Below are 13,823 nucleotides of genomic sequence, written 5' to 3'. Positions count from 1 at the left end.
TCTGTTATCCTCTCAGCTCTGCAATACGGGCCAGCACTTTCTCACGTCTGTCGGAATAATCCGCCTGCTTCGCCCGTTCCTCTTCGATGACTTTCGCCGGAGCTTTGGCCACAAAGCCCTGATTACTGAGCTTCTTCTCCACACGCTCCACTTCGCTGTTCAGGGTCTGAACTTCTTTTTCGAGACGGATAATCTCCTGATCAATATCGATCAGACCGGACAGCGGCAGAAGCAGCTCCGCTCCGGTAACCACGGCGGACATCATTTTATCCGGTGTCTGCGGCGCAAGGCCTGCTTCGAACGAAGAGGTGTTGCAGAAGCGCCCGATGTAATTGTCATTGCGGGAAATAATGTCCAGGGTGTCCTGGCTGCCAGCCTTGATAATCAGCTCGACCTTCTTGCTCATTGGCGCATTCACTTCCGCACGGATACCGCGAACAGCCCGGATGATATCCATCAGCAGGTTCATCTCTGATACCGCCTGCGGATTCTCAAGCGCCGCATCGTACTTCGGCCATTCAGCCAGCGTGATCGATTCTCCTTCATGCGGCAGATGCTGCCAGATCTCCTCGGTAATGAACGGCATGAACGGGTGAATCAGACGCAGTGTGCGGTCCAGCACGTAAGCCAGAACAGACTGGGTCTTGGCCTTGGCGGCTGCGTCCGCTCCGTACAGCGAGAGCTTGGCGAATTCGATATACCAGTCGCACAGATCATCCCAGATGAAGTTGTAGAGCAGGCGTCCGGTCTCGCCGAACTCATACGAGTCAATTAGACGCGTAATATCGCGGGAAGTTTCGTTCAGGCGGTGCAGAATCCAGCGGTCTGCTGTGCCAAGCTCACCTGTAATGTCAATATCTTCAAAGACTACGCCTTCCAGATTCATCAGCGCGAACCGGGAGGCATTCCAGATCTTGTTGGCAAAATTGCGCGCCTGCTCTACCTTTTCCATACGGAACCGCAAATCCTGGCCCGCTGTACTGCCGGTAGTAATCATATAGCGCATGGCGTCAGCGCCGTACTGCTCGATAACATCCAGCGGATCGATGCCGTTGCCCAGAGACTTGGACATCTTGCGTCCTTCGGCATCGCGTACGAGTCCATGCATCAGTACATCGGAGAACGGCTTCTGGCCTGTGAATTCCATGGCTGAGAAAATCATCCGCGCTACCCAGAAGTAAATGATATCGTACCCGGTAACCAGTACGTTGTTCGGATAGTAACGCTGATAGTCACTGCTCTCCCCGTCAGGCCAGCCTAAGGTAGCAAACGGCCAGAGGTTGGAGCTGAACCAGGTATCCAGAACATCCTCATCCTGCTTCAGGTCGGACAGCCCGCTGATACGGCGTGCTTCTTCTTCATCGTGAGCGACTACAAGCTCACCGGTAGATTCGGAGTACCAGGCCGGAATCCGGTGCCCCCACCACAATTGGCGGGAGATACACCAGTCGCGGACATTCTCGATCCAGTTCAGGTACGTCTTCTCGAAGCGGTCCGGCACGAAGTGAACCCCGTCGCCGTCCTTCTGTGCAGCGATGGCTGCTTCTGCCAGCGGCTGCATTTTGACGAACCACTGGGTAGACAGATAAGGCTCTACAACAGCCCCCGAACGCTCACTGTGCCCAACCTGATGAACGTGATCCTCAATGGAGATCAGCACGCCTTGCTCCTTCAGATCGGCTACGATAGCCTTACGGCAGTCGCTGCGGTCCAATCCCTGGTAAGCGCCCGCTTCCTCATTCATCACTCCGCCTTCGTCCATTACGTTGATCTGCGGAAGGTTATGGCGGACTCCCATCTCGAAGTCATTCGGATCATGCGCCGGCGTAATCTTAACTGCACCGCTGCCGAACTCCTTATCTACGTATTCATCAGCAATAACCGGAATCTCTCTACCTATAATCGGCAGTACCAGTACTCTGCCAATCAAATGCTTGTAACGGTCATCTTCCGGGTGTACTGCTACGGCTGTATCGCCCAGCATCGTCTCGGGCCGCGTGGTAGCCACCGTGATATGGCCGCTGCCATCCTTCAGCGGATAACGCAGATGGTACAGATGACCGTTCACTTCCTTGTATTCAACCTCGATATCCGACAGCGCTGTGCGGGCAGCCGGGTCCCAGTTAATAATCCGCTTGCCGCGATAGATCAGGCCCTTCTGGTACAGCTCCACAAATACCTTGCTTACCGCCTTCTTCATTCCATCATCAAAGGTAAAGCGTTCGCGGGAGTAATCGAGGGACAGGCCCATCTTGGCCCACTGGTCATGAATGGTCTTGGCATACTGGTCTTTCCAGTCCCATACCTGCTCCAGGAACTTCTCGCGTCCCAGATCATGGCGGGAGATTCCCTGCTGGCGCAGCTTCTGCTCCACCTTGGTCTGTGTAGCAATCCCCGCATGGTCCGTACCCGGCAGCCACAGGGTATCATATCCCTGCATCCGCTTGGTGCGGATCAGCACATCCTGAAGCGTGAAGTCCAGCGCGTGTCCGATATGCAGCATTCCTGTTACATTCGGCGGCGGAATCACGATGCTGTAAGGCTCCGCATCCGGCCGCTTGCCGGCTTCGAAGAAGCCCTTCTCCATCCAGTACGCATACCATTTCTTCTCTGCCGCTCCCGGATCATATGTAGTCGGCATGTCGCTCTGCTTGTGATTAGCTGAAGCGGTAGCTTCTGCCGCTTCCTGCCCGTTCGGCAGCTCTGCTGCTGCATTGTTGTTATCAGCCATTGTGAACCCTCCACTGTTAAATGTATTGAGTAGCTAGCGGTTTCTGAGAATACAAAAAGGCCCTTCGTCTCAAAGGACGAAAGGCCATTCTTTCGCGGTACCACCTTTGTTTCGCGCCAATAAAAAATAAACCACTGCCTTAAGTTCCCTTACAGGTTCCTGAAGCTTAGCGCGACACTCATGCAGGGTAACGGCTGCAACCGGCCGCATCCTAACCAGTCTCCATGATGAAGACAAGCTCAGAAGGGCAACTCCGGGGCGACTTCGGGGGCTGCATCCTGCGGGAATTCACACCAATGATAATCCCGCTCTCTGAAGGGCTGACCGCCTACTCTTCCCGTTCCCAGTCTTTATGCTAGTTATTACTTAGTTCAATAATACATTCAGTGTTATCCCTAGTCAACCAGCATATACACAAAGGGCGCGCAGCAGACGTACATTGATGCCTACTCCCCGCTCCAGATCACTTGAACCACATTGAAGCCCTGATTGCTGCCCGTTCCGGGAGCGCCATCCAGCGTAACAGAGAATGTGCTTCCGGCATCAATAATCGAGAAGGCTGAGGCGGAGACTTCCTCAGACTTGGAGGTAGCTCCTTTTTGCACAAAATAGTCCTTGTACGTATTGCCGAGCGTCTCCAGGCTCTGCTTCGTACGGTAGCTGAAGGTTGCGGACGGCTTACCGGTCGCCGAGCCTTCAATCAGATCAAATATCTTCGCGTCCGCCGGAAGCGGGAAATCCGCCGGCAGGCTCTTCGGCCGCTTCACAGAATCTGCTGGTGTTCCTGCGGACGAGCCTCCGGAGGAGACAGCTGGAGCTGCAGCATCACCGATGATGACCCGGCTGGTTGCAGCATCGTAAGTAACAGCAGTGTTCAGCGCTTCGCCGATGGAGCGTACAGGCAGATAAGTGATGCCGTTATAGGTAATCGGGGCGAGGGTTTTGCCATTGCCGTCTTTGGGCGTGTACGCCTGGCCGTTCACGACGATCCCGATTTTGTTGTTCAGGAGCGCCTTGATCTCCTGCAGATTACCGGCGGCGTAGACACCGGCCGAGACTGTGAGCGTCAAGCTTAGTGCGGCCGCAGTGGCTGCCACTTTTCTCTTCATGTGATATATCATCCTTCCAGAAGTAGTGTACCAGCGCATAGCTGCCTGAATGTGTAATGTATGTAGGCCGGTAGTGACTATTACCCCCGGCTGAACGGTTTGTAAACCAGAAGCGGAAATCGTAAATACAGACCGCATAATAAAAATCACTTCATCGCTTCATAAAGAAACAGGAACAGCCCCATCCGTAAGGTAAGGGCTGTTCCTGTTAAAGCTGAATTCTCCGCATACCGTCAATCTCAAGGGATGTATAATACCTGTCCCTCTTCTACAACCTGACCGGACAGCCGGTTATACATGGTCAGCTCCCGGGTGCTTAGCTGGTATTTCTCGGCTATGGTATCCAGCGTCTCTTCCCGCTGCACGATGCAGAGCCTTACTTTGCGGAACAGCTCCGTTCCGCCCATGCCGCCGATGAACCGGCTCTTCCACGCTGTATCATTACCGGCCTCAGGGACAGCCTCCGCTACAGAGTCAATATCGCCCGCGAGCAGTTCCTCCTGCTCTCTGTTGGCGCGGCTTGCGCTAAGCAGCGAGGAGAAGGTGAGCGGCTCCTGCTCGGCGGCTCCCGGTTCTTTTTTGCTGCCAAGGGCAACCTTGAGATCCTGCTTCTCCTCAGGGGGAGCCAGAGATTCCGCAGACAGGAAGACTTCATTGTCTGTGGCCTGAATTCCCTCGGCCGTCTCGCCTTCTTCGTTCCCGGCAAACAGCGCAGCAGCATCATTGGCAGCGGAGGTTAGCACCGGCTCCGGCTGCGAGACGGCATGAAGCTTCGCGTTGCCCCAATGATCCACTGTGTTCAAGGCGGCGCTGCCTGTCTGAAGCGTGGTGTCCTCCTGAAGCGAGCCGTTCACAGCCGCTGGCGCTGTCTTCTCTCTGGAGGTGAGGAAGTGGCCCGAGACCGGATCAGCCGCCGGCTTGCTGCCTGCCGAAGAAGCCGTATCCAGGCTATGGGTCCTTGCTCTGGGTTCCTTGTCCTTCAGGGGTGGGGAGAGATAGGCGGCGGGCTGGGTGTACGTAGTTTCTTCCGCATACAGAGGTTGGACTACAGCCTCAGCCGGATTAGCAGAGTTCTGATCTTCTTCAGAGCCCTCGGCCGCCCCCTCGCCATAGGTCCAGAGCGAATTCTCATACAGGGTATCATTCTCCGGACTGCGGAATTTCTCCTCAGACGTATTGCTGTCTCCTGCCTCCGGCGAATACGCTACTGTGTATTCCTCCTGCTGCCAGGCCGGCTGTGCATCTGCACTTCCGATTCCCCGCAGCGAGAGCACTCCGGTAATGTTGACGGTTCGCATCGTCAGCAGATCAATATCGAAATTCTCGATCTCCACCCCTATGTCATCAAGTGAGCTGACCCGGGTCAGCGGAACAGTGATTTCAACGGGAATTGCATGCTCCAGACGCTGTGTAAGGTCATCCTCCCCCCGGTAGAGTCCGGTGAGCAGCAGTTGTCCGTGCAGTTCAGCCCGGTCCTCCCGCTGGATGACCTGGATGTCGGGAACCAGCTCGACTTCCTCCAGCTCTGCTATTCCCGGAAGCTCTTCCGAAAGGTGAATGCGTTCATAAATATCAAACCGCAAGCCATGGGACTGGTCAAACACGGGAAATGTCCTCCTTCTTGGCATAATCTATCCCTGAGACAAGCCCAGAGTATAAGCCCAAAATGTTACTCCCCTCATGTATATGCTTCAATCAGGCAGGCATGACAACTTTGCCGCTTCAATTGCGGACAGCGCCTATTACAGGGGAGGAAGAGCCGTACGTGCATCAGGAATAGAGTAGTGCTGTGGAAGCTTCACACGCAGCGTTACGGCAAGCGGATTCCCTGGACTACACTCGTTAAGCACATCCGCCGGATGAAAAGCTGCCGGCAGCGCACCCGCGCCCGGTTCTTCCTCAAACCGGAGGTGGTCCGGAATTCCCGGACGGCCCGCCCGCAGTCTGACTGCTCTCTGGTATACATTCAGCGTACCCGCAGCCATAACATCCAGCGAACGGGTCTGCTCTGCCCACTGTTTAGCCTGGAGGCCGGTGCGTCTTCTCAGCTCCTCATCCCCCAGCAGCTGCTCGATTTGCAGGGCAAGCTTCGCGGCATCTCCGGGAGGAACAATCCAGCCCGTCTCTCCCTGCCGGACCATCTCCGGCATGCCTGCGGTTCCGGCGACAATCGGCGCGATCCCGGCAAGCTGCGCTTCCGTAACCGAGAAGGGCTGCGTGTCCTGGAGAGAGGGCTGAACATAGATGTCGGCAGCCCGGAGTGCAGCCGGAATATTGTTCAGCTTCCCGGTGAAATGGACCTTCCCTGCGATACCCAGCAGGCGGGTCTGCTCCATGAGCTCCTCCAGGAGGCTGCCGATTCCGGCCACCGCACAGATCCAGTGCTGACAGCGCTGCTGCAGAATGCCCAGCGCCTCTATCAGCACATGGACGCCTTTGATATATTCAAGACGTCCGGCATACATGATCACAGGGATTCCCGCTGCAAATTGAAGCGGCGGTGTCTCTGCGGCCCTGGCTGCGTATTGATGCAGGTCCAGCCCGTACGGCAAGGTATGGATACGGTCTTGGCTGACCCCCAGGCTCTGCGTAAGCTGTCCGATCCACTCCGAAGAGACCAGAATCTGGTCGGCCGCCTGGGCCCCCAGCCTCTCAAGCCTGCGGAAATATCTCCAGATCGGCCGCAGCTCATAGGCTTCCCGGGTAAGGCCGGGCTCAAGTCCCTTGTACTCATAGTAAGTTTCCTTGGTCAATGCCCCATGCACACTTGCGACCAGCGGAACAGAACGGCGCATGATCCGCCGCAGCGCATAGGAGGCGATAGGGTCCTGGGCATGAATGACATCATATTCCTCCAGGCCCAGCACAGCGGCGCCGCCCTCGAAAACGTAACGTCCCAGCTCAAAGCTGAAGATGCCGTGCTCCAGATGCAGCGAGGGGAAGCGGCCGATATCCAGCTGGGGCAGCAGCAGCGAATAGAACGCTTTTTTATCAAAAGACTCTGTCCGGTTCAGCAAATACAATGTATTGTTCTCCACATGGCTGCCCATCAGTGTAACGGAATGGCCCTGCTCGCCCAGCTTGTCAGCCAGCTGCTTCATATATGTCCAAATTCCGCCCATATTGGTGAGGCCCCAGTAGGTGACCAGCAATATCTTCATGCATTCCTCTCCCCGGCTATAGATTTATTTAGACACAGGTGCGGTCTGCTCCACCTTAATCAGAATAGTATATGTAGGCTGCGGGCAGGCGGAAAGGGATATATGATCATTCCCTGCAAATTTCAAAAATATCTTTTAATCAAGAATCATCTTTTCGGGTATAATCGGTATAAATCCTGAAAGGAAATTTCCGACATGTCAAAAGCGAGGGTATTTGACCTTTTCCTATTTGTCGCATCCCTGGCTATAGCCTTCATTCCCGCGCATGCTGTAGTCCTGGACGCTACCTATATAAAAGCCTTACTGCTATATACTATCTTCTCCAGCATCTACTTCCAATTGCGGATTGTGACCCGGAGCGGGAACTCTACAATCGATTATGCGATCAGCTATACCTCCTCATTCGGGATTTTTGCCGGTCCGCTCGGCACGTTCTTGTTCGAGACTGTATACCGGTTCATCGTATATTTCTATAAAAAGAAAACAAAAACCGACGATCCCGGAGAGTTCCTGGATACCTTCTACAATATCGGCTCGTTCACACTAGGCGGCTCTGCGGCGTACTATCTGTATACTGCGCTCTCTCCTCTGGCGGACAAGCTTCCGCTCGGATACTGGCTGCTGTTCCTGCTCGTGGTCTGCGTCACCACCCTGCTGTCCTCCACCTTCCTGGTGCTGACCTTCGCCCTGTCGGGAGATATCAAGACACGCGGTGAAGCACGGAACCTGCTGCTGCGGAGCCGGAATCTGCTGGACTTCAGCAAGGTCGCCCTGAGTAACGCTCTGCTGCTGCGGCTGCTGCAAATGGAGAAATGGGAGATGCTGATCGCCCTGTTCGTGCTCAATTATGTGGTCAGTATCTCGTTCTATTCCAAATCACAGAGTGCACAGCACAAGTATGAACGCGACAAATTCGAGCAGATGGCCTACCGCGACTTCCTCACCGGAACCTATAACCGGGCGCATATGGACAAGATGATGAAGGAGCTGAACCAGAGCGGCGAGTACATCGGAATTGTAGTGGCGGACATCGACCGGTTTAAAAAAATCAATGACACCTACAACCACGCCGTGGGCGACCGGGTCATTGTTCATTTTGCGAAGACGCTGCAGAAGCATCTGCAGGAGAGGGACATCCTGTTCCGCAGCGGCGGGGAAGAGTTCACGCTGCTGCTGAGGGACAAGACCTTCGAGGAGTGCAGGACACAGATTCAGGAGATCCTGGACAGCCTTCACGATCACAGCGTAAGTGCAGAATTCGAGGAGCAGATGATCCGCGTGCCGTATTCGGCATCCTTCGGGCTCTTTTACTATAAGGCGGACCCGGACCAGAAGACTTCTATGGAAAAAGGGTACGTCTACGCCGACCAGCTCCTGCTGGAGTCCAAGAAGCTTGGCCGCAACCGTCTCTCTTACCGGAACGATGTGCAGCCATAAGCACATGTTCCCGCGCAGGGGGACGGCCTGTCAGGGCCGGGCAGACCCAGTCGAATGTATGCTGTTTTTCGCATACATTTGGACCGGGCGCCTGCGCGTCAGCACAATGTATGCTGTTTTTGGCATACATTCGGGCCGGGCGCCTGCGCGGCAGCACAATGTATGCTGTTTTTGGCATACATTCGGGCCGGACGCCTGCGCAGCAGCACAATGTATGCTGTTTTTGGCATACATTGTGGCCGGGCGCCTGCGCAGCAGCACAATGTATGCTGTTTTTGGCATACATCCCAGCTTCCCGACGGAGCAGAAACGGCTCCTCATACTAATATCCCCAATAACAACAAGAGCCGCCCTCCGGCAACCGGAAGAGCGGCTCTTGTTGTTCCTGATGCAGGCGGCGGCTACAGTTCAGCAGCCTTGAAAGTATCTCCGCCGGCAATCGTGCCGGAGTTGAAGCCCTTATAGAACCAGCGCTTGCGCTGTTCGGACGTTCCGTGCGTGAAGCTGTCCGGCACCACATAGCCCTGCGCCCGCTTCTGGATCGTATCATCCCCGACTGCGCTTGCCGCAGTCAGTGCCTCCTCGAGGTCCCCTTCCTCCAGCAGATTCTGGCCCTGGACATGATGCGCCCAGACCCCAGCATAATAATCGGCCTGCAGCTCGAAGCGGACCTGCACCTTGTTGAATTCGGCCTCGCTGAGGCGCTGGCGTTCTGCATTCAGCTGCTCGGAAGCGCCCAGCAGCGTCTGCACATGATGTCCCACCTCATGAGCAATCACATACGCCATGGCGAAGTCACCCGGCGCCTTGAACTGCTGCTGCAGCTCATCATAGAAGCTGAGATCGATATACAGCTTGGCGTCTCCCGGACAATAAAACGGGCCTACGGCTGAGCTTGCGGTTCCGCAGGCAGAGTTCACACTACCGCTGTAGAGCACAAGCGTCGGGTCCTGGTAAGTCATCCCCTGCTTTTTGAAGATATCGGACCAGACATCCTCGGTATCGGCCAGCACCACAGATACGAACTCGGATAGCTCCTTCTCCTGGGCACTCTGTTCATAAGGGACACTTGAGTTCGTACCCGAACCGGTTGAGGTCAGATTCCCCATAATATCGCCGATATTCCCGCCGCTCAGCAGCGTAACAATCACTATAATCACGATCCCGCTAATTCCGCCGCCGATCAGCTTGCCCCCGCCGCCCCCGCCGCGGCCTCTGCGGTCTTCCACATTAGAACTGCCTCTTCTGCCCTGCCATTTCATGGCCTTCCCCCCAGTTATGAATACTCACGAATACTGATGTCTTTGTACTTATTACTGTTATACCCATAATTGCAGGGGTGCCACTCTCTTGAACAGCGGAGCCGGTCTGGTGACAAATGGAAACCGCATAGCAAAACCCCTCCACAGCCGCAGCCATGAAGGGGTTAACATCGGTTAAATAATGGAACAGTTGTTTATTTTGCAGCCTTAGCTGCGCTTAGAATAGCCTTCAGGTAACCTTGGGTATCCACCAAAGTTGCACCGCTTACAGCATCAACGACTTGCTCTTTGCTTTTGTTAGTCAGTGTAGCTTCAAGGGATTTAATCGTTTTGCCAGTGGCGAATTTCTCGATCGCTGCCAGGTTCTTGTCATAGGCTACTGTCGATTTGGCTTCTTCCTTCATGTGCTCACTGTAGTATTTGGCATTGGTCTTCTTGGAGGCCAGCACCATGTTCGGATCTTTGTAGTTCTGGCCGAAATCCTTGTCCGAGTTCGGTACGCCAGTGGCTACATCGGTGCCCAGGAACTGATAATCATCCAGCGAAGCCGCAACGATTACGCCATTTTGTACTACAGCAACCGCTACAGTGAAGCATTTGGTGCCATGGGCAGCCGCTTCCACCCGGCCTACCTTAAGCGGTGCGCTCGCTGCCGAAGTGACATTGTTCAGGGCACCGCTGTTCCCTACCCCGACAAGTGCCAATGAAATGCCGGCCACGAGCATTAACTTAGTAACTTTTTTCACAAATATTCCCCCAGTTCATCAAATAGACTGCGCTTACATAATATTTTATCAATATATTGGAAGCCCGTCAGTTACAAATGTTACTGGAAATCTGCAAATATCTGGATTGTAAATGCGCAGAGGGAAATTAAAGGGGATATTTGGAGACCAAGCTGCCAAAATAGCAGTCAGCCTCCATAGATTAGCAGCAATTCTCTTTAACCGTCACCTTGTCATTCGTGATTATGACCTTGGAATATCCGGATAAAGTTTCGGTGTAGGAGCATACTCCGATGGTTTTGGGAACGTCCGGTTCTCTCGGGTCTGAATACTTCAGATAAATTCCGCCTTCACCGCTTAAGGTCAGCCGGGGCTTAATTTTTAATGTTTTTCCGCTTTTGAGTATCTTGCCAACTTCGTCTGCTGACGCCTCCGCTGCTGCGCCGGTTACCACTCCTGTCTCCTGAATACTCAACTCATCATCTCCTCATATTAGTAAGACGGGCTTGAGCGCGGAGATGTATCAGAGGACACGCGGGCTAACTGGTGGCTACAATGTAGTAAGTGGAAAAAGGGTAACTGTTCACCAGTAAATCTAAAAATATCCGGAAACAGTTGGAAAACCAACACTTATATAAGCTGAAAATAAACATATAGGACATATTGAGAAAATTAGATGCCCTAAATCCACTTAACGTTCCCTGGAGAGTAATGGTGCGTAAATTAGATAACATAAATCCACTTATTGTTCGATGTTTCGGCTGGGGGAGGTCGCACTGAAGCAACAACAAAATAGCCAAGCCGCGATCCTCCAGAGTTCAGAGAAATGCGGCCCGGCTGGGCATGGCTTATATTGACTTATTGACTTACCTTAATTTCACAGACTACAGACACAATTGTAAAAACCTACTCCTGATCTGTGCCGCCGATTTGTCCGCGCAGGCGGCGCAGATCCTCCGGCCAGGGATCGGCTACTCCGATCTTGTTGCGGGTCCAGGGGTGGGCGAAAATCAGTTTCTCGCCATGCAGTGCCTGGCGGTCTGCGCTCTCCGGCTTCGCCTTGACTCCCAGCTTGGAGGGTGGAGCCGGCTGCTTGCCGGAGACTTGCAGGCCAGGGGTAAGGCCTGCCTTCTCCTGCTCTTCAAACCAGGCCGTAATGGCAGACTTCACTTGACCAGGCTTCGTGCGCGGCGGCTTCTCATCATATAAAGAAGGAATACCTGCGGTATGCCAGCCCGATCCGCCGTAGAGGTCATCTCCGAACAGCGGATGACCCGCATGGCTGAGGTGGACACGGATCTGGTGCGTCCGGCCCGTCTCCAGCTGCAGCTTCACTACGGTTCCGCCGGGCAGGGCTTCGCGCCCCACAATCCGCGTTACCGCCGCCTGCCCTGCAGGGGATACCCGTCTGCGCGCCGCATGATGGCGGTCACGGCCGATGGGGGCATCAATCACTGTAAGCTCAGGCGGCACTGTACCTTCAACAATCGCGGCATACAGGCGGGATACATTCTTCTCACGCATATCTTCATCCAGCACAAGCTGGGCGTATTCGTTCTTCGCATACAGCACGGGTCCGGTAGTATCCTTGTCCAGCCGGTGGATATGGCGGACGGCAATCCCTCCGCCGGAAGCCGCATAATGCGCAGCGACGATATGATCCAGCGTCACCTCGGTGCTGCTGCCGTCCGGATGAACTGCCATACCCGCAGGCTTGTGGACCACGAGGCAAAAGTCGTCCTCGAACAGTACCTCAGCCGCAGCTTCCTGCCACACCGGCTCAATTCCCGCTTCCCGGTGGGGGAACAGGGCCAGCCGCAGCCGGTCTCCTCTCCACTGGATGCCGTCCTCGCGGCGCAGCCGGGCGTGCAGCTTCTCCGGCATGCCGGCTACGCCCAGCAGCCAGGCATCGATGGCTGCCGGTCTGTCGGCAGCCGACGTAATGACCCGGCCCGGCATGGCTTCCAGCCATTCGCCGCGCCGCGTCCACTTGCCTCCACCGGCGAAGGGGGCGCTGGCGGTATCACTTCCATCTTGGCCCACGCCGCTGCCATGCTTGCCGGACAACTCTTCCGGTCCAGCCGTCATAGCGATTTCAGGGCCTGGTAATGGCCGGTAATCGTATCGTCAATATCCTGTTCGCTGTGTGCAGCGGATACGAACATTCCTTCGAACTGGGACGGCGGAACGCTGATGCCCTGATCCAGCATTTTGCCGAAATAACGCTTGAACAGCTCCAGGTTACTGGTCTTGGCCGTCTCGAAGTTAATGACCGGCTCCTCCGTGAAGAACGGACATACCATCGAGCCCACGCGGTTAATCGTCAGCGGAACCCCGGTCTCCTGCGCATTGCGCTTAAGTCCGGCTTCCAGTCTTGCGCCAAGCGACTCCAGACGGGTGTAGACCTCAGGGGTCAGCAGCGCAAGCGTGCTGTAGCCCGCCGCCATCGCCAGCGGATTCCCGCTGAGTGTGCCTGCCTGATAGATCGGGCCGGACGGGGCGATCTGCTCCATGATCTCTCTTTTGCCGCCATAAGCCCCTACAGGAAGCCCGCCGCCGATCACCTTGCCGAAGCAGGTCAGATCCGGGTCCATCCCGAACAGCCCCTGCGCACATCCCCGGTCCACACGGAAGCCGGTCATCACTTCGTCAAAAATCAGCAACGCCCCGTACCCTGTTGTCACCTTGCGGAGACCCTCCAGGAAGCCCGGAAGCGGAGGCACCACGCCCATATTTCCGGCGATCGGCTCAACAATGACAGCGGCAATCTCGTTGCCGTAACGTTCAAAAGCGGTTTTGACCCCGTTCAGGTCATTATAAGGTACCGTGATCGTATTCACCGCCACACCTTCCGGGACGCCCGGACTATCCGGCAGCCCCAGGGTGGCCACCCCGGAACCGGCCTTGATCAGCAGGCTGTCGGCATGGCCGTGATAGGAGCCTTCGAATTTGAGGATTTTGCTGCGTCCGGTGTAGCCGCGGGCCAGTCTGATCGCACTCATCGTCGCTTCCGTTCCCGAGTTCACCATGCGGACAATGTCGACCGAAGCTACGCGTTCTACCACGGTTTTGGCCATTGCGGTCTCTAGCAGGGTCGGCGCGCCGAAGCTTGTCCCTCTGGCCGCAGTCTCCTGCAGCGCCTTCACCACCTCAGGATGGGCATGTCCCATAATTAGCGGTCCCCACGAGCAGACGTAGTCAATGAAGCTGTTTCCGTCAATATCGTAGATCCGCGAGCCTTCGCCCCTCTCGACATACACCGGGGTCAATCCTACGGATTTGAATGCCCGGACCGGGCTGTTCACCCCGCCGGGAATATATTGTTTTGCCTCTTCAAAAGCGGTGCGGGAAGCCTCTTCCCGGCGGTTCAACGGCATATTGCCCATGCTTGTTCCCTC

At 55.3% G+C, this 13,823-nt stretch carries 9 protein-coding genes, 1 pseudogene and 1 other annotated feature; of the genes and pseudogenes, 1 reads left to right on the top strand and 9 read right to left on the bottom strand.

The features are described 5' to 3' along the window. Positions 1–4: 4 nt before the first annotated feature. From MKX42_RS08305 to MKX42_RS08290, 4 genes are all read right to left on the bottom strand, one after another. The gene (locus tag MKX42_RS08305; RefSeq protein WP_340757638.1) at positions 5–2,641 is read right to left on the bottom strand and encodes a valine--tRNA ligase; all 2,637 of its coding nucleotides are present in this window, start codon (positions 2,639–2,641) and stop codon (positions 5–7) included. Between the two features lie 159 nt (positions 2,642–2,800). Next, positions 2,801–3,085 (bottom strand) — a binding site (T-box leader). A gap of 92 nt (positions 3,086–3,177) precedes the next feature. Continuing rightward, on the bottom strand, positions 3,178–3,840 hold the full coding sequence (locus tag MKX42_RS08300; RefSeq protein ID WP_340752092.1) for a stalk domain-containing protein: 663 nt from the start codon (positions 3,838–3,840) through the stop codon (positions 3,178–3,180). Between the two features lie 239 nt (positions 3,841–4,079). Beyond that, positions 4,080–5,444 carry a LysM peptidoglycan-binding domain-containing protein gene (locus MKX42_RS08295; protein ID WP_340752091.1) on the bottom strand — a complete coding sequence of 455 codons (1,365 nt, stop codon included), beginning with the start codon at positions 5,442–5,444 and terminating at the stop codon, positions 4,080–4,082. Between the two features lie 138 nt (positions 5,445–5,582). Continuing rightward, entirely contained in the window at positions 5,583–7,001 is a 1,419-nt protein-coding gene (locus MKX42_RS08290) for a glycosyltransferase family 4 protein (RefSeq protein WP_340752090.1), read from the bottom strand. Between the two features lie 195 nt (positions 7,002–7,196). Between MKX42_RS08290 and MKX42_RS08285 the strand changes: the two genes are divergently transcribed. Further along, positions 7,197–8,438, top strand: coding sequence for a GGDEF domain-containing protein (locus tag MKX42_RS08285; protein ID WP_340752089.1), 1,242 nt, complete (start codon positions 7,197–7,199; stop codon positions 8,436–8,438). 401 nt (positions 8,439–8,839) lie between these two features. Here the strand turns inward: MKX42_RS08285 and ypfJ are convergent, their stop codons facing one another. From ypfJ to hemL, 5 genes and pseudogenes are all read right to left on the bottom strand, one after another. Beyond that, positions 8,840–9,700 (bottom strand): KPN_02809 family neutral zinc metallopeptidase, encoded by an 861-nt coding sequence (ypfJ, locus tag MKX42_RS08280; RefSeq protein ID WP_340752088.1) that lies wholly within the window; start codon positions 9,698–9,700, stop codon positions 8,840–8,842. A gap of 194 nt (positions 9,701–9,894) precedes the next feature. Beyond that, positions 9,895–10,446 (bottom strand): hypothetical protein, encoded by a 552-nt coding sequence (locus MKX42_RS08275; protein ID WP_340752087.1) that lies wholly within the window; start codon positions 10,444–10,446, stop codon positions 9,895–9,897. A gap of 181 nt (positions 10,447–10,627) precedes the next feature. After that, entirely contained in the window at positions 10,628–10,900 is a 273-nt protein-coding gene (locus tag MKX42_RS08270; protein WP_340752086.1) for a hypothetical protein, read from the bottom strand. A 764-nt stretch (positions 10,901–11,664) separates the two neighbouring features. Beyond that, a pseudogene (locus MKX42_RS08265) lies at positions 11,665–12,384 on the bottom strand (RluA family pseudouridine synthase); the annotation flags it as partial. Positions 12,385–12,509: 125 nt separating this feature from the next. Next, positions 12,510–13,811 carry a glutamate-1-semialdehyde 2,1-aminomutase gene (gene hemL / locus MKX42_RS08260; RefSeq protein ID WP_340752085.1) on the bottom strand — a complete coding sequence of 434 codons (1,302 nt, stop codon included), beginning with the start codon at positions 13,809–13,811 and terminating at the stop codon, positions 12,510–12,512. Positions 13,812–13,823 lie beyond the last annotated feature (12 nt).

Source organism: Paenibacillus sp. FSL R7-0204 (genome assembly GCF_038002225.1).
Taxonomy (GTDB): Bacteria; Bacillota; Bacilli; order Paenibacillales; family Paenibacillaceae; genus Paenibacillus_AQ.
This window is presented reverse-complemented; position numbering and strand designations above follow the sequence as displayed.